23 protein-coding genes and 1 pseudogene are annotated in these 22,710 nt (G+C 33.9%); 9 read left to right on the forward strand and 15 right to left on the reverse strand.

What is annotated here, in order from left to right:
• Window positions 1-187 precede the first annotated feature (187 nt).
• Both AB8P06_RS04885 and AB8P06_RS04890 read right to left on the reverse strand, forming a co-directional pair.
• Complete coding sequence (locus tag AB8P06_RS04885) at window positions 188-796, reverse strand: type I phosphoribosyltransferase (RefSeq protein WP_369838668.1); 609 nt, start codon at window positions 794-796, stop codon at window positions 188-190.
• Window positions 786-1,460 carry a DNA-processing protein DprA gene (locus tag AB8P06_RS04890; RefSeq protein WP_369838671.1) on the reverse strand — a complete coding sequence of 225 codons (675 nt, stop codon included), beginning with the start codon at window positions 1,458-1,460 and terminating at the stop codon, window positions 786-788. The genes AB8P06_RS04885 and AB8P06_RS04890 overlap by 11 nt, the downstream gene beginning before the upstream one ends.
• A 629-nt stretch (window positions 1,461-2,089) precedes the next feature.
• Between AB8P06_RS04890 and AB8P06_RS04895 the strand changes: the two genes are divergently transcribed.
• The gene (locus AB8P06_RS04895) at window positions 2,090-3,163 is read left to right on the forward strand and encodes a DUF932 domain-containing protein (RefSeq protein ID WP_369838674.1); all 1,074 of its coding nucleotides are present in this window, start codon (window positions 2,090-2,092) and stop codon (window positions 3,161-3,163) included.
• Between the two features lie 463 nt (window positions 3,164-3,626).
• The gene (locus AB8P06_RS04900; protein WP_369838677.1) at window positions 3,627-4,673 is read left to right on the forward strand and encodes a PIN domain-containing protein; all 1,047 of its coding nucleotides are present in this window, start codon (window positions 3,627-3,629) and stop codon (window positions 4,671-4,673) included.
• 172 nt (window positions 4,674-4,845) lie between these two features.
• On the opposite strand, the gene AB8P06_RS04905 is transcribed toward AB8P06_RS04900, so the two are convergent.
• The 4 genes and pseudogenes from AB8P06_RS04905 to AB8P06_RS20690 form a co-directional block, all read right to left on the reverse strand.
• Window positions 4,846-4,992 (reverse strand): DUF4138 domain-containing protein, encoded by a 147-nt coding sequence (locus AB8P06_RS04905; protein WP_369838679.1) that lies wholly within the window; start codon window positions 4,990-4,992, stop codon window positions 4,846-4,848.
• A complete protein-coding gene (locus AB8P06_RS04910; protein WP_369838682.1) occupies window positions 4,956-5,495 on the reverse strand; it encodes a hypothetical protein in 540 nt (179 codons plus the stop codon). The genes AB8P06_RS04905 and AB8P06_RS04910 overlap by 37 nt, the downstream gene beginning before the upstream one ends.
• Window positions 5,488-6,276, reverse strand: coding sequence for an AAA family ATPase (locus AB8P06_RS20665; protein WP_440132423.1), 789 nt, complete (start codon window positions 6,274-6,276; stop codon window positions 5,488-5,490). Before AB8P06_RS20665 ends, AB8P06_RS04910 begins: the two co-directional genes overlap by 8 nt.
• Window positions 6,277-7,065: 789 nt before the next feature.
• A pseudogene (locus tag AB8P06_RS20690) lies at window positions 7,066-7,437 on the reverse strand (AbiJ-related protein); the annotation flags it as partial.
• A gap of 624 nt (window positions 7,438-8,061) precedes the next feature.
• On the opposite strand from AB8P06_RS20690, the gene AB8P06_RS04920 reads away from it, so the two are divergent.
• From AB8P06_RS04920 to AB8P06_RS04945, 6 genes are all read left to right on the forward strand, one after another.
• Window positions 8,062-8,424 (forward strand): DUF1304 domain-containing protein, encoded by a 363-nt coding sequence (locus AB8P06_RS04920; protein WP_369838687.1) that lies wholly within the window; start codon window positions 8,062-8,064, stop codon window positions 8,422-8,424.
• Window positions 8,425-8,506: 82 nt separating this feature from the next.
• Complete coding sequence (locus tag AB8P06_RS04925; RefSeq protein WP_369838690.1) at window positions 8,507-9,349, forward strand: DUF5777 family beta-barrel protein; 843 nt, start codon at window positions 8,507-8,509, stop codon at window positions 9,347-9,349.
• Window position 9,350: 1 nt separating this feature from the next.
• Window positions 9,351-9,692: a c-type cytochrome gene (locus tag AB8P06_RS04930; protein ID WP_369838692.1), complete on the forward strand. Its 342-nt coding sequence runs from the start codon at window positions 9,351-9,353 to the stop codon at window positions 9,690-9,692.
• A 12-nt stretch (window positions 9,693-9,704) separates the two neighbouring features.
• The gene (locus AB8P06_RS04935; protein ID WP_369838695.1) at window positions 9,705-10,247 is read left to right on the forward strand and encodes a YceI family protein; all 543 of its coding nucleotides are present in this window, start codon (window positions 9,705-9,707) and stop codon (window positions 10,245-10,247) included.
• A 15-nt stretch (window positions 10,248-10,262) separates the two neighbouring features.
• Complete coding sequence (locus tag AB8P06_RS04940) at window positions 10,263-11,015, forward strand: T9SS type A sorting domain-containing protein (RefSeq protein ID WP_369838698.1); 753 nt, start codon at window positions 10,263-10,265, stop codon at window positions 11,013-11,015.
• A gap of 40 nt (window positions 11,016-11,055) precedes the next feature.
• Window positions 11,056-13,170 carry a S8 family peptidase gene (locus AB8P06_RS04945; protein WP_369838700.1) on the forward strand — a complete coding sequence of 705 codons (2,115 nt, stop codon included), beginning with the start codon at window positions 11,056-11,058 and terminating at the stop codon, window positions 13,168-13,170.
• A 385-nt stretch (window positions 13,171-13,555) separates the two neighbouring features.
• Here AB8P06_RS04945 and AB8P06_RS04950 read toward each other — a convergent pair whose 3' ends face one another.
• From AB8P06_RS04950 to AB8P06_RS04960, 3 genes are all read right to left on the reverse strand, one after another.
• Window positions 13,556-14,368 carry a hypothetical protein gene (locus tag AB8P06_RS04950; protein WP_369838703.1) on the reverse strand — a complete coding sequence of 271 codons (813 nt, stop codon included), beginning with the start codon at window positions 14,366-14,368 and terminating at the stop codon, window positions 13,556-13,558.
• Window positions 14,369-14,614: 246 nt separating this feature from the next.
• The gene (locus tag AB8P06_RS04955) at window positions 14,615-15,709 is read right to left on the reverse strand and encodes an alkene reductase (protein ID WP_369838706.1); all 1,095 of its coding nucleotides are present in this window, start codon (window positions 15,707-15,709) and stop codon (window positions 14,615-14,617) included.
• An 81-nt stretch (window positions 15,710-15,790) separates the two neighbouring features.
• On the reverse strand, window positions 15,791-16,897 hold the full coding sequence (locus AB8P06_RS04960; RefSeq protein WP_369838708.1) for an alkene reductase: 1,107 nt from the start codon (window positions 16,895-16,897) through the stop codon (window positions 15,791-15,793).
• 194 nt (window positions 16,898-17,091) lie between these two features.
• Here AB8P06_RS04960 and AB8P06_RS04965 point away from each other — a divergent pair, with 194 nt between their 5' ends.
• Window positions 17,092-17,358 carry a SemiSWEET family sugar transporter gene (locus tag AB8P06_RS04965; protein ID WP_369838710.1) on the forward strand — a complete coding sequence of 89 codons (267 nt, stop codon included), beginning with the start codon at window positions 17,092-17,094 and terminating at the stop codon, window positions 17,356-17,358.
• Between the two features lie 174 nt (window positions 17,359-17,532).
• On the opposite strand, the gene AB8P06_RS04970 is transcribed toward AB8P06_RS04965, so the two are convergent.
• The 6 genes from AB8P06_RS04970 to AB8P06_RS04995 all read right to left on the reverse strand — a co-directional run bounded on the left by AB8P06_RS04970 (window position 17,533) and on the right by AB8P06_RS04995 (window position 22,702).
• On the reverse strand, window positions 17,533-18,300 hold the full coding sequence (locus AB8P06_RS04970; RefSeq protein WP_369838712.1) for a type 1 glutamine amidotransferase domain-containing protein: 768 nt from the start codon (window positions 18,298-18,300) through the stop codon (window positions 17,533-17,535).
• Between the two features lie 33 nt (window positions 18,301-18,333).
• Window positions 18,334-19,122 carry a type 1 glutamine amidotransferase domain-containing protein gene (locus AB8P06_RS04975; protein WP_369838714.1) on the reverse strand — a complete coding sequence of 263 codons (789 nt, stop codon included), beginning with the start codon at window positions 19,120-19,122 and terminating at the stop codon, window positions 18,334-18,336.
• 158 nt (window positions 19,123-19,280) lie between these two features.
• Complete coding sequence (locus AB8P06_RS04980; RefSeq protein ID WP_369838717.1) at window positions 19,281-20,447, reverse strand: MFS transporter; 1,167 nt, start codon at window positions 20,445-20,447, stop codon at window positions 19,281-19,283.
• A gap of 46 nt (window positions 20,448-20,493) precedes the next feature.
• On the reverse strand, window positions 20,494-20,967 hold the full coding sequence (locus AB8P06_RS04985) for a hypothetical protein (protein ID WP_369838720.1): 474 nt from the start codon (window positions 20,965-20,967) through the stop codon (window positions 20,494-20,496).
• Window positions 20,968-21,017: 50 nt separating this feature from the next.
• A complete protein-coding gene (locus tag AB8P06_RS04990) occupies window positions 21,018-22,136 on the reverse strand; it encodes an L-dopachrome tautomerase-related protein (protein WP_369838722.1) in 1,119 nt (372 codons plus the stop codon).
• A 122-nt stretch (window positions 22,137-22,258) separates the two neighbouring features.
• Window positions 22,259-22,702 (reverse strand): Rossmann-fold NAD(P)-binding domain-containing protein, encoded by a 444-nt coding sequence (locus AB8P06_RS04995; protein ID WP_369840031.1) that lies wholly within the window; start codon window positions 22,700-22,702, stop codon window positions 22,259-22,261.
• Window positions 22,703-22,710 lie beyond the last annotated feature (8 nt).

A 22,710-nucleotide genomic window follows, 5' to 3' on the forward strand; every position in this document is an offset into this window, starting at 1 on the left:
AGTATACTAAATCTATCATTTTCAATTTATATTTAAACTTGAGCAAATAATGAGAAGATTACTTAAACATAACAAAAGTTTGCATTCGCATTATAGTTCAAATTGTATGAGTTTCTAAATATATTACTGACAAAATATGGAACTAACCGTAGAATTAATTCAGTGAGAGTTAAAAGATAGGATTGTATTAGTCAGGCAATTGAACACCACCGTTGCTTGTAAGATACATACGTCCTTTACTTATATCTATAATATTTTCCAGGATTTTCCAACCTCTTGTTCTTACTGCGCAAAATATTTTGATTTCCTTGTCAGGATAAACTTTCTGAAGTTTTAAAACTGAAGCCATAGATGTTCTACCTAATGTTAGGATGTCATCAACAACAATAATTGTTGGCTCAGTGATTAATACTGGAGTTACTAGCAAACTGTCTTGATGTGTTTGTACAGTATTTCTTGTGTCAGCGTGAAATTCTCCACTTGATTTAGGTATTGCATATGCCCGGCTTAAACAATCAGCAACATTCTCTCCTAATCCGTTGTACACAAGTGTTTCACAGATTATTTTTGCCGGAAAAACGGCTCCCTCAACAAGAGGTGTACTTCTTGGAATTGGCACTAAAACTGCGTTTGTAAAATAATCCGATAAATCATTTTCTTTTATTCTTTGACTTAATCTTGTACTAAAGCTGACTTCACCATTTTTACAGGCACCAGCAACCGTACGTGAAGCAATTTCTATTTCAGACTTACCTCTTGGAGAATAGGCCAAAAAAGTAAGAAACTCAAAAGACATATTCTCTTTTTGTTGTCAAGAATGGAATACTTTCAATAAGGTATTCAAAATTTTCATGAGTTAAAACCTGTGCTCCATAACTTAGCATTTCCTCAGCCCAGGAAATCTTATCATTAAGAATATTTTCCATAATGAGAACTTGTCTTCCTAATCTTAGAGCCTCCCATCCTTGGTGCTTTGTTCCGCTTTTCTCACTCGCTTCAATGATGATGGTAGCATCACTGATCAATGCCATTGTTCGATTTCTGATGGGAAAGCTTTTAGGTGTTACGGGATAATTCGAAGGAAACTGTGAAATCAATAAGTGGTTTTCACCAATTAAATCCTGCAGATCTTTATTTTCTACCGGAAAATATTTATCAATAGGTGTTCCAATTACCCCTATTGTGTGACCTTGAAATTCGATGGCTGTCTTATGAGCAATGGTATCAACGCCAGCAGCTAATCCACTAACCACAGTAATATCATTTTGTACTAAAATTCTTGTAATCTTTCTTGCTCTTCGCACTCCTAGTTCGGATACTTTTCGTGAACCAACAACCGCTACTCTTCTCCCGTTTTCCAATAAAGAAAAGTCCCCCTTATAAAATAATTCTTTAGGACTATTTTTTTTCTCGACGGTTGTCAGTTTATCGTAGTAATCAATGAAAGTATTGATAGGCATAGGTAATTCAAGATTTAAATGAACATTGTAAATATAGTGTATTTACAACGTAAATACAAATGGAGATACTTAAAAAATCATGATATATATATATACATAGTTACCTTAAATTTTTTCATAATAAACCGGTAAAAAGGCAGCTAAGGTATTGTTGTCAGCCGCCTGCTTATCCTACCAAAAGACTACGGCATAAACGGTTTCCTCCCTAAAGGTACCCTCCAATTATTCCGTTTCCTTTTGGTTTTTATTCTTTGTCAACACTTCATATCTGCTTTCTTTTTTCCGGTTTTTCTTTTGAAAAATATCCAGCGAAGCCAAACGAGGCTTTTAGAGAGAAAACTAAGAAAAGATTGAAAACAAAACAAAATGTATAATCTTAAAAAAAGCAGTTATGAACATTATCGGAAGACTGGTAAGAGAGGCGAAGGTTCGCAACATGTCAAACAAAAAAAATAGCCATTTTTTCAATTGTAAAGCATGACATCTATCGCAACAAACAAGACGAACTAATAAAACAAACCACCTATTTTGATTATGCTTATAGGATTTCTTGAAAAGAATCTGAAAGCATAATGATCTTCCATTTTAAACCTATCAAAGAAAATATTTAACATTTAAAATTTACAATCATGGCACATCATTTAAATTTCAATGACAGAACAGGAAAATATTCATTTTTCAGTGTGAAAGAAAAAGCATGGCACAACTTGGGACAAATCGTACATGAACATCCAAAGAGTGAAGAAGCCATCAAATTTGCCGGTCTTGATTACGAGGTAGAAAAATCTCCACTTTTTACTAAAGGCTCTCGTATTATCGAAAATGAGAACGGAATAGAAATTACCAATTCTGAATTGGATGTACCCAACTACTTTGCTAATATTCGTACAGATAACAATACCGTTTTAGGCGTAGTCGGCAAAGATTACCATATTGTGCAAAATAGAGAAGCTTTTTCATTTTTTGATTCTATTGTAGGTGGTGGAAATGGTATTTTGTACGAAACCGCAGGAGCATTGGGGAATGGGGAAAGAATTTTTATTACCGCAAAACTTCCTGACTATATCCGTGTGGGAAATGGTGATGATATTACAGAAAAATATATTTTCCTTACTACCTCACACGATGGAAGCGGAAGCATTACAGCCGCATTTACTCCAGTGCGAATTGTTTATCAAAATACTTTAAATGCTTCACTTAAAAATATGAGCAATGTTGTAAGGATCAGACATACCTCAGGAGCAAAACAACGTCTAGAAGATGCCCATAAAGTAATGGGATTGGCTAATAAATTGAGCAATGAATTTGAAACCATTTTTAATCAGTGGGCAAAAATAACAGTTAACGACAATGAAATCAAAAAATTAATTCAATTGGCTTTGTGTCCAAACAAGGAGACCTTGCAACATCTACTGAAAGGAAATTTGGATGAGATCTCCACAGTATTTAAAAATACAGTTGATGATGCTTTTGCGTATGCAATGATGAATGACACCCAGCAAATGGCAACAACCAAAGGTACTCTATTCGGAGCATATAATGCGGTGACTGGTTATTATCAAAATGTAAGAACCTATAAAGACCAAGAAGCCAAATTACAATCCATTGTATTGGGTGGTACCGCTCAAATCAAATCTCAAAAAGCTTTCGATTTATGTGCTGCTTTTGCAAAAGAGGGAGAAAATGCTTTCAGTTTTAATTAATGGTATAAAGGCAACCTCTTTAGAAGGTTGCCTTTAATCTGTTGCTAAATTAATAGAGATAGAAATCTGAAGATATTTGCCATTTTTCTCTTATGGACCAGTCTGAGAAAATTGTGCAAAAAAACATTCCCGACTAATGGCCGGGAATGTCTTTTTGCACGATTAGTAGATCCATTTCTGTAACCAGCTCCTTCACTTCAATAAAGTATTGAATAATACTCTTTATCTTTGAAGAAATGCGGTATAAAAAGATAATTTCTCCCTACGATCGAAAATATCTTTTTTATCAGTACGGAAGCAACCTATTTGAATGCAAAATCGCTTTCCTCCTCGTCAAAAAAGTTGCTGCTAATTGTTAATAAGATAATAGATCCAATGAATATGATTTTAAGAAAATTATTTATAAAATTTCAGAATCCTACAGAATAATTACTTATTTTTCGATCTATAAAAACCGATAACAATGAACATTTTTTTAGATTCAAATATATTATATCACGACTATTTTTTTGAAAATAAATCCAACAGAAAATTATTGGAATATTGTAAAGAAGGACTTATCAATCTCTACATGGCCGAGATTGTAAAATTGGAATTAAGGAGGCAATTCATGAAAGAAATAGAAGAGATCAATACCGAAATAAAGAGAATAAAAAAAGATGCTTCCAGACTTAGGATTGAAAATGAACCGGCGATTATTCCAATCGATGCCCAATTAAAAAAATTCGATGACTTTTATAAGAAACTCCCACAAAATGAAAATTACCAAATTCTGCCTTATAGTAATGATTTTCTACCTGATATAATCAACCGTGCAGTTTATAGAAAAAAGCCCTTCACTGAAGAAAAATCAGAATTGAAGGATGCTCTGATTTGGAAGACATACTATGAATTTGTTGAAACTAACGTTATGTCTAACTGTATCTTACTTACGGATAATACTTCAGACTTTTGTTCGAAAAAAGATAGCTCTAAAATCCATTCTGAACTTCTGGCAGATACAAATAGGTTTACTGTAATCAACAAATCTTTTGAATTCGTTAAACTTCATGGACCTCATCTGGAAAGCCCTGAAAATAAATTCCAGATTTACTTCAACACAATTGAGATTAATGAAGAATTTGTTATCACAATTTTAATTGAAAATTTTAAAAAACTGATTGAAAGTAGTATTCATAAAAAAATTGATACTATGCACCCAAGTGATATTCTTTCCAACGAATACATTTTTGATGGCCAACTAGTGGGACATGGTTGTGAAATTTTAGATTGTGATTTTATTGAATATGAAGTGATTGGAGATAGAGCTCTTATTTCAGGGACTGTATTTGCAGCAGCCGAAGTAGAAGTCTGGCAATACAATCCAGCCCGAGACCCTGGTGAGGATCGCTATTCAACCATTGCCGAACGAGACGTTGTTTTTAGAATACAATTCAATTTTGATATGAGAATGGAAGAAGCGTACTCAGATTTTGAAATTACGGACATTAATGTCAATTCTATCCATTAATGTTGTAATAAGAGTTATAAAACCCCACTTATTTTTATTTTAAGTGGGGTCATCTTGTCAATTTGAAATCTCAAATCAATGTTTAATTTTACGCTCATTTCCGAAATTATCAGAAATCCAACTTTGAACTGATGGGATGCATAACTATATCATCATAAATAACTTGATTTTATCAATTGAGTTTCACAAGAATTTGATCAATCACTTTCGCTTTGACCAATTCCCTATTACTCAATTCAAGCTTTTGATTTCTACCTCCGTTATTTTCAAAAAGCTCAATTTCTAAAATCTGATCGTCCAACAAGGTAAACTGATCCAAAAGGAAAAATACTGTTCTTTCGGAAGAATATCTTTATATAGATTTAAAAACAATAACTTGCCGTCGTCTCTCCATTTATGATTCTTTAAAGAATTACATTCCGGGCAACAACAAAGTAAATTTTTTGGATGAATAGCAAATTCAGCAAACTCTCCTTTCGGAACAAAATGATCAAATGTATGTACTTTATTTAATGTACAATACTGACACACAACCATTCTCCCACTTTTTGTTGTTGTAAGTTCTGTTCGAAGATCCACAAAAGTCTTTGCAGAGTATTTATACAAATCTTGCAAATGAGTACAGATATCAGCTGAAAAATCGGTCTTCACTAAATTTGCTAATGAATTCTTATCAAAATTATCATCATATGATTTATATAAAACCTCTATTTCATCAGATACAGGAGTTAGAACACCTTTAGCTACTTTATCTCTTTTTCGGGCAAAAACTTTTTTATAAAAGTCAAAAGTAACACCAGTAAATTGTTTATAATTATTCATTATTGCTCTTAATAATATGTTTTAAATAAATGCGAGTATTCAGACTTAAAGGCATTTCATCAAACTCCAGAATACTTATAATCTCATCAAAACTTTTTCCATCTTCGACAAGCTTTGACAAAATTTTCTTATATTGTTTGGGAACTCCTCGATCACCAAAAACTTCTTCCGTCAAGACTCCTAAATTTTCTCCAAAACTTTCAATACCAATTCGTCTAATTACCGGGATATTATCTTCACGCTCCAATATATAAACATTTTTTGAAAACAACTCCCTAATTACAATAGGTGAATGTGTTGCAATAATGCAGAAAGATTCAAATTCATTGACGAGATCATAAAGGGTATTCATTAATTCTACTACTGCATTGGGATGCAAATGTGTTTCAGGCTCATCATAAAGAATCAGGGAATCAAATCTAATATTTGCAACTACCTGCGTAATAATATAAAGTAAAATACTTTGTCCAGAGCTAAGTCTATTCTTTACTTTATTAAATTCATCAACACTTACTGCCGGGATGTTTTCATCATATAAATAATCATCAACAATAAATTGGTCAATAATTTCACCATCTATAAAATTTAGTAAAATTCGTTTCCACTTTTTTATCCGATCCTGATCCTGGATTCTTTTCCAATTATGATGAAAACTTACAACAAGTCCCTTATTCGACCTTATGTCACCATCTGCATCTTTTAAACCACAATAAACATAATTGAGATTAACATTTTTTTGTGGTAAAGTAAAATTATCAAAAACACTATAAGAAATAGCAATGACTTTGCTGAATGAAGGTAATCTATTATCAAATTCCTCAAGCTTTTTTACAGATAGACTGTGAGGTAAATTATTTAACAATTGAGTTTTACCCGTTCCATTCTTTCCTATTATTGCAAAAATCCTATCTGCAATAGGCTCTTGGTTATTAAACCCAAAGCTGACTCTTGTTTTTTGTGTACTATATGCTGGTTTAAAATTATATTCAAAAGAGTAAAAATTATCCATATCAGCTCCATTAAGCAACGGGCGAACCTCTCTTAGATATCGTTCTGCTCTATCGGATCGGATCAAAGATTTGCTAAAATTATAAGTCTTTTCAAATTTTTCTTGAATATCTGAAAAGTAAGCAGCATCTTGAAGTGCAAAAAGTATAGAAATAGTATTATCAATTTTGAATCTATCAAGAAAGTTCACATAGAAATCATTAGTGTAACCTAATGAACAGAAATCATTACTCAATCGATCAAATTTATCTGGTATCTTTTCCCAAGTAATTAATTCTTCCTTATGAATGATACGCATCCCACCAATACCAGTGCTCTTTTGCCCAAAATCATAGTAATATGTCAAACTAAATGTTGATACAACACTGTAATCATTCCAACGCTTATTTGGTGTTAACACAAAATATTCACTTTCTTCCGCATCAATGTCACTATTTTTATCTACATAAAATGGTATATTATTTACTTTTACATTTTTAGGTAAATCCTGGAAATTTTTTACCTCATCAACAACCTGTATTGGAAAATCAAGTTCATCATAATCTATTATTACTATCCGCAGATTTTCTTTTAAAAGTTCATAATCAAGTAAGCTACTAAAAGCATATAGACTATCAGCATCATTAAAATTTCTGGGATTCAGTATTGCTTCTACAAATATTTTAATACTACTATATTCAAGAGAATATACCTTTAATACTTCTTCAAATAAATAGCTTGTTTCATAATCATTATTTCGTACGTAATGCTGTAATAGATCTTCTTTAACATCTTCAAATTTTCTCCCTAATAAAGAATCAGAAATATTGCTCCATACACTTTCTATAATATTAAATGCTTCATCAATATTTTCGTTTGCCAATAGCTCCCAACGTGGAATTAACAAGCTAAAAATTCTGCGAATTATTGTTTTAGATAAGTTGCTATTACTCATAAGTATCTTTGCTACATCTCAAATATAAAAATAATATATAAAATGCTTCTAGTTGATTATACTGACATTATTGAAAAAGAATAATAAAGCATTATATAATAAAAAACAACATACAAATGGTTTTTCAACTGTACATTAGTAGAAATCTAATGCTATACTTGGCTTTTCATTCAACATAAGCTTTAACGATCTCATTTCACACGTTTTTTCGCTGAAAATTAAATTCTACTACCCTATTAGAACATTTGAATTTTAGTATTTCTTCTTTTTAAATCTCTAATAATTCAAGAATCTCTAACAACAAGCTCTAATAAGATATGTATTTAGAATGAACGTATTTTAAAGACAATCTAACAAGAAGCAAATTCTATTAGTTAATTCGGAAAATTCATAAGTCTATTCAGGTAATTTGAAACAGTAATAAAAAAACGACCGCTAATTTAGCATCAGCAAAATGAGAAAAAAAAGAAGCTCAAATTAGAAAGAAAGTTGAAAGTAGTAATTGAGCAATTTATTATTCGCACGATTCAAGTCTTATCTGATAATATTATTACCACTTCTTTCTTTATAAACGCAATGTGTACAGCTCATCTGCACATATTCATTCAATTTTAATTTATTAATATGAATACACTAGCATTTTTTCTTACAGCATTCGTATCTCTTGAACATTTGTACATATTCGCCATGGAAGTGTTTGCTTGGGAAACTCTTGGAAAGAAGACATTTAAAACCTTACCTGAAGAGCTATTTGAACCTTCTAAAAAATTAGCCGCCAATCAAGGGGTATATAACGGTTTCCTTTCCATCGGACTTGCTTGGTCATGTTTTATCGATGATCCAATATGGTCAGAGAATATTGGAATCTTCTTTTTAAGCTGTGTGATAGTAGCCGGTATTTTTGGTGCCTGGACAATCACAAGTAAAATATTTTTCACACAGGCAGTTCCTGCAATCATTGCATTAACGGCTGTTTTAATCTCCTAATTGAGGAATATCATAATTCTTTAGAAAAATCAAATCTCTTCGGTTGGATTGGTTAATAATACCTTAAAATTCAAATCTTATCATGAAAAAACATCTACTTCTGCTATTTATTATTTTTTCAAGTTGTTTATATTCTCAGGAAGATTTACTGAAAGAGATTGATAGCATTCCGACAAAAACCGAGTATCAGGAACCCACTTTTAAAGCCCTTCAGATTGTAAGTGGACAGTCAACCAAATTAGCTTCAAAAAATGAATGGTACATTGTTGTATCACATCGTTTCGGAGACATTAGTACTGGTTTCAAAAATTTCCTTGGTCTAGATGATGCGTCCACAAAGCTGGGTGCAATATATGGTGTTACAGATAAAATTTCACTTAGCCTTTCTAGAGAAACCAATATGAAAACTTTTGAAGGGGGTATTAAATTCCAATTGATTCATCAAAAAGAGAATATACCGGTTAGCATTGTTGGATACCATGTAATAGCAATCAATACGGATCTGGAAAAAGACAATTATCCTCACCTACAATTCGTAGATAGAATTTCTTACCTAAGTCAGGCTTTAATTTCAAGAAGATTTAATGATAAGCTCTCTTTACAGCTTACTCCCTCTTATGTACACAAAAACCTTTACGATCCAAATATTGAAAATAAAAACATGTTCATAACAGGACTTGGGAGCCGATATAAGATTTCCAAAAGAGTCTCCATTAATGCAGAGTATTTTGTGAATTTTGACAATCACAGTTTTTATAAAAATCCTTTATCATTAGGGATAGATATAGAGACAGGAGGGCACATTTTTCAACTTTTATTCACCAACTCTCAACTCAATTCAGACATCGGTTATCTTACCAATGCTACGGGAAAATGGCAGAAGGGACAAATTTTCTTTGGGTTTAATCTTTATAGAGTTTTTTAATATGAAAAAAATAGTTTACACATTATTATCAGCAATTTTAACAATTGCCTGTAGCAGCAGAACCTATGACGATATTTCAGAGGACACACCCATTGCTGATCAGGTTAAATATGCAGCAAACGTAAAAGTTATTCTAGATAACAATTGTGTTTCATGTCATTCTGCGGGTAGTTTTAAACCTTTGACCACTTATAATGATGTACGAAATAATATAGATGCAATCATTAACAGGATACAAAGACCTAATGGAGACCCTTTAAAAATGCCACCGGGAGGCTCTCTATCTCAAACACAGATCAATACTTTCATTAAATGGAAAACCGACGGTTTTGTTGAACAATAAAAAATTGATTAAATGAGAGGTTTAGCAATATTTGGACTATTTTTTTTAAGCAACCTGGCTTTAGCCCAAAAGTATAGTTCTCAAACTGGTACAGTAAAGTTTGAAGCATCGGTTCCTTTATTTGAAGACATCTTTGCTCAGGACAACAAAAATACAGTGATTTTAAATACGGAAACCGGAGATTTAGCTTCGATCTCAGGAGTTAAAAACTTTCATTTTAAAACAAAATTAATGGAAGAGCACTTTAATGAAAGCTATGCGGAAACATTAAAGTACCCAAAAGCAACTTTCACAGGGAAAATCATAAATTTTGATAAAACAAAGCTCACTGCTGCGCCACAAAAATATACCACTCAGGGAAAACTTAATTTTCACGGTGTGGACAAAATGATTTCTTCTTCAGCTACCATATATTCAAAAGATGGTAAAATATTCCTACAAGGTACTTTTATCATAAAACCAGCGGATTTTAAGGTTACTGTTCCAAAAATGGTTATGCAGAAAATTTCTGAAAATGTAAAGGTTGAATACCAGTACATCCTCGTCAAACAATAAGAAAATATATATTCTATGAGAAAAACTATCCTGATGCTAAGTTTGGCTCTTGCAAACTTAGTTAATGCACAATTTAGTTCTGGCATTATCAATCTCCCCAACTCAGCTATGACTATAAAACTAGATACTAATCCAACCACTGTAACCCTGACATTAACTGGTGATAGCAACTCCATGTTAGCAATTGGTTTTGGGAGTAATGGTTCAAACGGCATGACAGCCGGATTAGACGGGTTTATTTACAATTCATCTGCTAGCAGAGATTATACATTTGCAGGATTTACAGCTCCTTTTGCAGATGCAGCTCAAAACTGGACAGTAACATCGAATACAGTCTCAGGAAATATAAGAACAGTCATTGCTACAAGAACCTTGGCTGGAGGTTCTGAAGATTTTGCATTTACTAATACATCAGCAAATGTTAATATTTTTTATGCCAAAAGAGCAGGGAATCAAGCTATTGGATATCATGGCGCAAGTTATGGATATGCTACATTAAACATGGCAGGGCAACTGAGCCTGAATGAGACCACAGCTGAAGATCTAAAAGTCCTACTCTATCCCAATCCAGCGAAACAAACCCTAAGCCTTAAAAATAGAGATAAGGTAAAGTTGATTGATATCTATGAAGTAAGTGGAAGAAAAGTAAAATCTGCTGTAATTGAAAGAGATCAAATTGATATCTCCGATTTAAGACCAGGAAATTATTATGTAGAGATCACTCTGAAAGACGGAGATCTATTATATGAGAAACTGATTAAAGAATAACCTAAATAATTTATACTGATAATACAAAAAACTACCGTTTATGAAGAAACATTTACTTTTAATAAGCTCTCTTGCTGTTGCTTTGGTTAGTGCACAGAATAATGATGCTTTAAAAAAAGAGTTTGCAAGACAAAACAAAGAGAATAACGAAAAGTTTGATGCCTATGTTGCAAGAGTATATGGAACAAACATTAATCCTGAAAAGCAAAAAGAGATCGAAAGACTAAGATCCTCTTTATCAGGATTTAATTTTGGTATTCCCTACTTTTTGAAACAACATGATACCCGACAATTACTCAATTCAAATTCCGACTTGTTAAATACCACTGGAAATATTACTGGATTGACTGGTGCTTTTAATGGCGAAAATATTAAATACACAATATTTGATGGAGGACGAGTTTATGCATCGCATGTTGCTTTCAGTAACGCTATCGGAAGAATTACCAATAAAGAATCTTCAACAGAAAGTTTATCAGATCATGCTACAGGTGTAGCTGGCTTTATTGGTGCAAGAGATGCACCGCTTACGAGCAATGGTATAGCTGTGGGAAATGCTAAAGGGGTTGCCAGCAACTCAACAATAGATAGCTACATGTTTGACACGACTCTACTACCTGGTAATACTTCAACGAGTACCGTATTTGAAAAAATCCTTATCGCTCAACCTAATATATCTAACCATTCTTACGGAATTGATACAGGCTGGATTGAAGACTACGATGCCAACGGAAATGTCGATTCTTTTTTATACAATGGTTTTAAATCCGGCAATACATTTTATGATTATCAAGGAACCTACAATACTGAGGATCGTAACTATGATATGCTTGTTTACAATAATCCATCGTATATCATTGTAAAATCTGCTGGCAACTCTTTTGGAACGGGACCAAACGGAACAACCTCTAACGTACCTAAATATTACAGAACTTCGACCGGGACTGGTTTAACTCCATTTATTGCCACTGATACCTTACCTCCCAACAACTGTTCTTTAGGCTACGACTGTATTGGCTCTGGTTCATTGGCCAAAAATATTATCATTGTTGGCGCAACAGATATAATAACAACCAATAACAATCGTTACAATGCATCAAACGATGTTGTGCACTCCAGCTATAGTAGTGCTGGTCCTAGAGATGATGGAGGAATAAAGCCGGATATTTCAACAGTCGGAACCAATGTCCTCTTTGCAGGACCTATTAATAGTGCAGGAAATTCAACTTGGGGAATAGGAAGTGGAACATCTTTCTCTGGTCCTATTGTTACAGGTATTATAGGTCTGTGGACACAAATCAATAAACAGCTATTCAGTAATGCACTATTAAATGCTTCTTCAGCAAAAGTACTTACTATTCATTCAGCATCTGAAGCCGGAAATATTGGTCCAGACCCTCATTTTGGATGGGGCTTTATTAATGCAAAAAAAGGAGCCGAACTTTTGGTGGGAAAATCGAACAATACTGTAATCTTCAAAGATGAAACTTTGACAAGTGGTATAAAAAATTCTAAAACAGTTACAGCTTCAGGTTCAGAACCTTTAAAAGTTACTATCAGTTGGACTGATCCCCAATATAACACTAACTTTCAATTTGTAACAGATGTTTTCAATAATAGAACGTCAAAACTTATTAATGATCTTGATCTAAGAATCATCGATACTACTAACAATACCGTTTACTATCCCTGGAAGCTTAATGCCAATAGTCCAATGACGCCAGCTACAAAAGCAGACAACACTGTTGATAATGTTGAACAAGTTGTACTTGATGCACCGGTCGCAGGTAGGAATTATAGAATAGAGATCACCAACAAAGGAACATTAATAAATAATACTGGAACTTCTGCTCCACAAAATTATTCAATAATCGTTACAGGATTCAGTCAAGAAGTCCTTAGCACTACAGATATAGCAAGTTCCAACAACGATATTATTATCGCTCCAACACTTACTAAAGATATTGTTAAAATCATAAAAGCTCCTAAAAAAGCTACTTTTACAATATATGATCTCTCAGGTAAGAAACTACAAAGTGGACTAATCAACAATGACCAGGAATCTTTAAATATAGCATCTTATATAAAAGGAATTTATATCGTTGAGGTGAAAACTGATAAACAAATAATTTCTAAAAAAATTATTAAGGAATAGTAATCAAAAAAATCTTGTATAAAATACTAGCAATGCTAGTATTTTATACATAAACAATACAAAAAAACTTCCTATTATTTCTTTATGTGATCCATTTACAATTGTAAGAAAATAATAAACAGTTATTCCTCTCTAGATTAAGTATATTTATACTTAGGGTTTAATATAAGTACAACTATTCAATACTTCATAGCAAGCATTTAAGTGCCAGCAAAAGATAGTATAAAAAAAAAGATGGGTAAACCCATCTCATGATAATAGAAATAATAAGTAAGAAAAAAATATGCCGAAGTCAAATCTTCGTATTAATAAAATTGTTACTTGTTTCAGGACTAAATTTTACCAAATTTATGCACTAAATCTGTCTAAACATTCTTGATAATTCTTAATCGGAAATTTTATAAATATTCACCGAAACCTTACCATCTGTTAGTAAACCAAGATTTACTCCCCCAGTTTCAATTGCAAAAGTCAGCGTTTCCCCTGCGTTAAGTTTTACCATTGTATTTAATGTAGTTGAAGTGACAGGAATTGATGCGAGAGTTATATTTAAAAGTGACACCCTCACCGCATCAAAAATTTTACGATCAAAAACGGTCGTCCCATTTTTTAAAATCCCTAAACTTTTACCTCCTAAAAGACTTAAATCTACTCCACCTTCTAGCTGTACCTCATACATAATTTGATATAATCCGGATTTTGGAGCAGTATAAACACCATTATTAAATAATGATGGGACACCAGTTATTATATTGGAAGAATCAAGACTTATCTTATTCCAGTTAGTTCCCGGAATTCCTAAATTAATTAATGACCAAGCACCATCTGCACTAGCGTAGAAAGCTGTCCCATTACCACTAGCTTGCGAATTATTATTTAAAGCCATCCAAACACCACCGACAGCATCATAATAATAAATACCAGGAGTATTAACATGTATAGTCTTAGCGGTTATTGTTGTTACGGGCGTGGTAACATATACAAGTACACCATTCTGAGCCATGGTATAAATCCCATCTTTAGATTGTAATTGATCTCCGGAAAGGCGTGGAGGTATAATACCATCTACTGCAGTTACGATAGTTGGTTTACCTACTACGTCCAATGTTGCTGATGGCAAGGATGTATTCACACCAATCTGTGCACTTATTATTGTAGTATAGAATAAAGAACCAATAAGCAAAATTTTTATTTTCATAGTGAATCGTCATTAGAAGTTTGGTGATGAAATGTTATATAGACCTACTGAGAATTTAAGTAGAACATTTCTTCGAATTATTATTCACAATAATAGCTTATCATCAGCTTAAAAAAAAGGTAATCAATCACAAAATAACTGTGATTCTAAGCACAATAAGAAAGGTCAAATTGCATTTTTACTATTAAACTTTGACCCTTCTTATTTAAAATACTTTATTTCGAATATTTATTAAGATCTTATATTTTATGTATACCGCTCCCAATTGATATAGCCATCAAGAGTTAATCCATAATGTAATTCTCTTTTTGGGGGTGTTAATGACCAATTGTTTTGTAAACGTTCTACAAGATCCGGGTTTGAAATAAAAGGTTCTCCAAATGCAGCGATATCAATCAACCCTTCATTGATTAATTTTTCAGATTTTTCCCTATTCATACCCCCTGCAAGAATAATTATCCCATTATACCAGCTTCGGAAACGTTTAAGAAAATCTTCAGGTAGTGCAAAACTGCCTCTCGACTGTTGATCCATTATATGAATAAAGGCAATTTTTCGTAGGGAAAGCTCTTTAGCCAAATATGCATAAGTAGCTTCAATCTCATCATAATGTGGTAACTCATGAAGTCCTCCGTATGGTGTCAGTCGAATGGCAACTTTTTCAGCACCGATAGCATCTATACATGCATCAATTGTTTCCAATAGAAAACGACTACGGTTTTCAATACTACCCCCATACTCATCATGCCTATTATTAATGAATGGATTTAAAAATTGTTCAATTAAATAACCATTGGCTCCATGCAGTTCTATTCCGTCAAAACCTGCACTAATAGCATTTTTAGCTGCTTCAGCAAAATCTTTGCTTACCTTTCTTACCTCATCTGATGATAGTGCTCTTGGCTTAGAACAAATGACAAAGCCTTCTTTTCCGTTTTCGTCATACCCCCAAGCTGTAGAATTTTCTGCCTGAATATCTGATGCCCCCACCGGAGATATACCACCAGGCTGGATAGAAGTGTGTGAGACCCTTCCTACATGCCACAGCTGTGTAAATATTTTACTACCTCTATCATGAACAGCCTGGGTAACTTTTTTCCACCCATTAATTTGTTCTTGTGAATATAATCCGGGGATATATAACACTCCTTTTGAAGTTTCTGAAATCGCAGTCCCCTCTGTGATAATAAGCCCTGCATCAGCTCGCTGGCTATAATATAATGCATTATTCTCATTAGGAATACCATCTTCATTTCTGGCTCTTGTCATGGGAGCCATCGCAATACGATTTTTTAGATCAAGACTGCCTATTTGTACCGGTTTAAAAATATCAATATTCATTTTTCCAATTTTTATTTTAAAATCTATTTTATATTTGTTATTACGTTTCAGGAATTTAATTCAAACTGCGCTCATAAGAATTTATGCATGGTGATAAAAAGGATAATCGGTATATCCAGAGCTTCCGCCTCCAAAAAACTTCTCTTTTATTGGAGTATTTAGAGCAAGTCCATTTTTTAATCTAAAAGGTAAATCAGGATTTGCTATAAATGGACGCCCAAAACCAATAAGATCTGCCCAGCCATTTTGTAGAGCCTCTTCAGCTCGCTCGCTGGTATATTTACCTGAATAAATTAAAGTTCCATTGAAAGCTTTTCGATAGGCTTCTTTAAATTCAATAGACATTTCTGGAGCATTATCCCAGTCTGCTTCAGCAATGTGAATGTAAGCAATACCAATGCTGTTTAGCAAGGTAGCAGCTGCGATGTAAGTTTCTTCGGGGTTGTCATCCATAGCACCCATCAATGTGGTTAGAGGAGCTTGACGAACTCCGACCTTATCACCCCCAATAGCATTAGCCACAGCTGTTGTCACTTCTTTTAGAAAGCGTAGTCTATTGGTAAGGTTACCTCCATATTCATCAGTACGCTTGTTAGTTTGTGAATCAATAAATTGTTCGATTAAATATCCGTTGGCACCATGCAACTCTACTCCATCGAACCCCGCTTCAATAGCATTTTGTGCTGCCTGCTTATAATCTTCTACAATATGCTGTATTTCCGGTTTTGTAAGTTCTCGCGGCATGGAATGTTGTTCCAAATAACCTTCACCTGAAACCGCTTCTCGCCCTTCTTTTGCGAGGAAAACCTGTACACCTTCCGCAATAATAGCTGAAGGGGCCACTGGAGCTTGCCCATTCTCCTGAAGAGAAGTATGAGAAACTCTACCTACATGCCATAACTGTGCAAAAATTTTACCTCCTTTTTGGTGAACAGCTTCAGTAACTTTTTTCCAACCTATAATTTGTTCTTTAGTATAGATTCCAGGGGTCCAAGCATACCCTTGTCCCTGTCTACTAATCTGTGTTCCTTCTGAAATAATTAATCCCGCAGTGGATCTCTGTCCATAATATTCTGCCATGAGATCAGTAGGTGCCTCTCCCTTTGCTGATCTGGATCGTGTCATAGGGGGCATCACTATTCTATTTTTAAGGGATAGGCCCTTTAAGTGATAAGATGAAAATAACATAAAAATAATTTGTATTTAATTTGATGAAACAAAATTCGTAATTCGTAAACTATTATAAAAATAATTTAAATAATATTAAACCATCATAATTATAATAGATGGATTTACTATTACTTTTCATATACATGAAAAGATTGTAAACTGCTTAATTTGGTTTTCATATATTGGAATACTTAACCCCAAAACAGCTGAACATGAACTTAGAAACTTTAATTGGAATATTGGGTGCAGTACTGTCTTCCGTTTCATTTCTTCCCCAGGTAATCAAAATTTGGAAAACCAAATCTGCTGCAGATTTATCATTACCTACCATTTTGTTGCTATCTGCGAATGCAGCAACTTGGTTAATTTATGGTGTCATAAAAGATGCAGCACCATTAGCTATCACCAACGCAATTATGCTTACCATGTTATTGATAATAATTTTTTTTAAAATCAGATATCGACACAATCACAAATAATCCGATCTAATTGACATTACATTAAAAAGCCCAGCATTTTCTGGGCTTCAATTTTAAAGACATTACAAGTATAGCTGTGAATAACCCTTTTTTCTTACAAAGAATAGATTATTGTCTTCAACAACTTGCGTTTTGTACTATAATTAGCTTACGGGATAATCTGCTTAATCAAGATTATTGCTTTTTAAGCTCTGCAAGAACGGCCTCTCCAACGGCTTTCGCTGATTGTGGATTCTGTCCGGTAACAAGTCTTTGATCAGTTACCACATGAACTTCCCATAATCCAGACTTTTCAAAAATAGCACCACGTTCTTTTAATTTATCTTCTAATAAAAATGGCACCACTTTATCGAGCTTAACAGCTACTTCTTCTTCATCGGTAAAACCATTCACTTTTTTACCGTCCACCAAATAGTTACCATTGTTCAGTTTAATATTTACTAAACCTGCCGGACCATGGCAGACAGCACTGACCACACCTCCATTTTCGTAAATTTTGCTTGCAATTGCAGCTATCGCTTCATTATCTGCAAAATCCCACATGGCTCCATGTCCTCCCGCAAAATGAATAGCCTGATAATCATTGGGATTAATTTGGGATGGCTTTTTAGTATGCTCTACTTTATTGCGATAAACTTTATCATTCCAGAACTCTGCATTCACCTTATCCTTTAAATCAAAACCATCTACAGGTGCTTTGCCACCTTTTGGACTAACAAAATCAATTTCGTAACCTGCTTTTTTCAAAACTTCCCAAGGATGAGAAACTTCTCCCAAATAATAGCCTGTAGGTTCGCCAGTATCTCCTTTTTTATCATGACTGGTTACCACAAAAAGAATTTTCTTTTTGGTTTTTGTCTGTGCTGTCATCATATTGACAGAGAATGCCATTGCTATAACAGCAAATAACATCTTCATTACGTGATTTTTCGTCTTCTTCATACTTATAAATTTTAAAAAGATATAGTTAACTATTTACTTATTGAGGTTACTAATCAATTGTTTCGCCACTAATTCTGCAGATGCAGGATTCTGACCCGTAATCAATTGTCCATCTTGTACTGAATAGGCCTTCCAGTCTTCACCTTTAACATATTTCGCTCCTTTTTCTTTTAACATATCTTCTAGGGAAAAAGGAACCATATCCAATGTTTGTCCAGTAGACTCTTCAGTATTCGTATAAGCTGAAATTTTTCTATCCTTTACCAGAGATACTCCATTTTTATCAATCACATTTTTCAATGCCGCCGGACCATGACAAACGAAAGCAATTGGCTTACCTGCCTCATAGAATGCTTTAATCAATGCGATGGACAATGGATTATCCGGAAGATCCCACATAGGTCCATGCCCACCAGGATAAAAAACAGCATCATAATCCTCTGCTTTTATATCCTTAAGAGCAACTGTTTGGGCAAGTTTCTTTTGTGCTACTGGATCACTATAAAACTTTTTAACATATTCCGTTGAATATTCAGGCTGAGTACTTTTAGGATCAATAGGTGCATTTCCTCCATTGGGAGTAGCTACGGTAATTTCGACTCCTTCCAGGGCAAGTGTATAATAAGGTGTTGCGAATTCCTCAATCCAAAGCCCTGTTTTTTTCCCATTAGCTTTTACCTGATCAAATGAGGTGGTTACAAATAACACTTTTTTTGGTTTCATAATTTCTTTTGGTTTAGTTGGTTTATTTTCACTTTTAGCACATGCTACAATAATTGTAGATAATAATAAAATCAATAAATATTTCGTGTATTTTTTCATAGTATTTATATTATAATGAGACAGTATTTAGATTTTTGTTATTTAAAATAACTCTACAAAATTAACTCAAAGTCGATGTACAGCTGTGTGATTACACGCACAAAATAAAGTTGTAAACAATCCTTTATTTTAGTTTTTGACACCCGTATAATTAGTGGTTATACTCTTTCTCTTCTATATAAAATGGTAAATAATGCAAGCATGCTTAGCAATAACATTTGTACAATTACTGCTGACCATCCACCATATTGATAGGATAACAACGCTAGATAGCCACCTAATGAACCTCCCAAAAAGTAAGAGGTCATATATACAGTATTAATTCGACTTCCCGCCTTATCGTCGAATGTATAAATTAGTGATATATTGGTTACTTGTGCTGCCTGAACACCTAAATCTAACAATAAAACACCAATAGCTAATATCCAGATTGAAAATGGAAAAAATATAAAAAGAAGTTCACTGATCAATATGAGTATTACCGCAAAAACGAGAGATAGTACAATACGATTATTTTTATCAGAATTCTTCCCAAAGATGGGTGCCATTAAAGCACCTGCTACAGCCAGTAAACCAAACAATCCTATTTTATCACTAGATAGATTCATAGGATTCTCACTTAAATGGAAAGTAAATACGGTCCAGAATGAACTCAAAGTTCCAAAAATCAAGGCGCCGGTCAAGGAAGTTCGTCGGAGCATTGAAAATCTCTTTAATTGATAGACTGTTGATTTCAGTAAATTAAAGTAACTTTTTTTATAACTCCCCTTTAAAGAAGCAAAGTTGAACTGGATACACAATGCAGAGGCTAGAACCATTGCTGAGGAAATAACATACACACATCTCCATTTAAACCACTCTCCAATAAAACCACTGAAAACCCTCGCAGATAAAACTCCGATTAGCAAGCCTGTGAATATCTGGCCTACAATTTTGCCTCGGTTTTCCGATACCATACTTGCAGCCATCGGTAAAATAACCTGTGCAACTATAGCAAACAGCCCGATGGTGAAACTATAAAGATAAAGCTGTGCTAAAGTATGGGCGGCGGCTATTCCGATAAGGGAAACAAAGAGCAGTCCCTGTAAAGCTAAAATTAATTTTTTACGATCAATTTTATCTCCTAGTGGCGTTATAAAAAACAATCCCAGTCCATATCCCACTTGAGAAAAAACTGAAATAAGACCAACCTCTTTATTTGAAATCCCAATATCTTTTGCAATATCCGGAAGCAACGGCTGGTTGTAATACACATTGGCAATACATATCCCACAGGTAGCCGCCATGATCAGGATTTGTCTCCTTTTTAATACCATATTTTCCATATATCCTTACTATAAACCATTTTATATTATGATTACTCTAGTAGAGTTAAGGGATAACTACAGGAGAAATTTTATATTTTTCTAGTTTTCCCTTCCCTTTTAGAATACGCTCTTTAAGCAACTTAATATCATCATTCAAATTATTGAGTTCGTTCTTTGCATTTCTTGCATCTTTAGAACTACCCCTGACATCACTGGATAGATGATCTACCTTTCGCGCCAACTTTTTGTCTTGAGGATTTTGGCTTAACTTTTTAGCTAATTCGCTATTTTGATCGGCAAGACGTTGAGCTTCTATACTTGCTCTTTCTTTATTTTGACTTTTTAAAGTAAGTTTGCTTTCTAACTCCAATAACTTTAATGAATCTTTACTGATTTGCTTCACCAGGTCCAGTGAGTCTTTATTCATCTTATTTATGACATTTTCACTGTCTACATTTTGAGCCTTGAGACATGCTGGAATGCATAGAATCATTGTAAACGCGAGAATATACCCCCAATATGCTATCTTATTATTCATCCTAAAATATTTTTTGTTTGTTTTAAAATACGGTCACGTGTAAATCAGTATTATTGTATTTTGATCCGAAGTACATAATAAGGAGGTTTGCTAACATTCTGGTTATTGTTCCACCATGGTTTATTTTGAAGCTGATCAGATACGACATAAACATAACCGTTTAGTGATATGGCTACACCATCCGGCCATGAAAATAATGTATTGTCCTGAGCAAGGATTGTATATTTACCAGGAGTAGAAACGCCAATTGCATTATGTTCTACATCAGTTACATAGATCTGTCCGTGAGAACCAACTTTGAAGCCATCTGATTTAGGCTTTGGAGCATAATATTCAACTCTCTTTTCCAGGTCTGTACTTTGAAGTTCTTCATTAGCAACAGCATCTGCTTCAATACGATAAATCTTTTCTCCTCCAAGTGCCCCATAGTAAATCCAGTTTCTTTCCGGATCAATCGAAATAGGATTAAGAGGATATCTTGGTTCATATTTTTTACCATCTGCAAACTGATGACTTAGTGCCCTTCCATTCACTATCACAGGTTCATCTACAGGCTGAAATGACGTATGATTCTCTAAAACCCTTCTGCTGTAACCTGTTTTTAAATCAACCACAACAAATGCCGGGGTTGCAGGAAGAATCATTCCTCCCATAGTCATATCAGCAATAACTGCAGTATGATGTTTCTCATCAATTACAAAGTCTTGTAAAAATGAGGATGGCCGAAGCACCGCATCCGGTAATGGATATACATGAACCAACTTTCTGCTTTTGATATCCCAGCCGATTAGCTTTGGAGCTTGTTTAGGATTTGCACTAGCATTCCCCATATCCAATACCCAAAGGATATTATCTGAAGATACTTGGATACCAATCGCTGAATTAATTCCCTTAATTGAATTTCCTACAGGTCTTTTAATCCATTCTTCGTCCGGGAAATTAATTATTTTACCATCCGGAAGAATTTCTCTGACCAGAAACTCAGTTTTTCCTTCAGCACTCATCGTAACAAATATTCTACCTTCAGGGGAAATAGCTATATTACTTGGACGCTCATCAGTAAAAGTGGATACTATTTCAATGTCCGCTTTTGTTTTTGACTGGGCAGAAACAAAAACACTGGTCTGCGGTACAAAATAAACTACCGCTGCTAAAATTATTTTTTTCATAGGTTAAACCTTTTTGATTATAGTTATAATGCTATTAAATGTAAATGATAGATGATTACCTTAAAAGAAGGCAGGAAATATCCTGCCCGTTTCTTTTCTTAATTATAAAAATGCATTGAATACTATTTAATGGTAGCATATTTATTTTTTGATATCCATTCTGAAACAGATTCTCTTTTAGGATTCCAACCCAAAATATCACGTGCGTTGACCGCTTTCACCCTACTGTTAGAGCCTAACGCATAACGTGCAAGACCACCTATTTCGGCAAGAGCCTCTTCAGCATTCCAACTTTCCGTTTCTCCACCATAACCTAACGCCTTACTGATATAACCTGCAAGATCTTTAAATGATTCCTCACCATTTTCTACATAAAAATAGGAGCCTGCAGGGGCATGATCTAAAGCTAAAAGGTACAAATCAGCTACATCAGCAATATGAACATTAGACCATCTGTTAATTCCTTTTCCGATATAAATTCCTTTTCCTTTCTCAATTGACTTACGATATACCACTGGTAATTGAACACTTTCGACATCAAGACCTAAACTATCGCCATAAATCATTGAGGGAA

This window comes from Chryseobacterium tongliaonense (assembly GCF_041224435.1).
Taxonomy (GTDB): domain Bacteria; phylum Bacteroidota; class Bacteroidia; order Flavobacteriales; family Weeksellaceae; genus Chryseobacterium; species Chryseobacterium tongliaoense.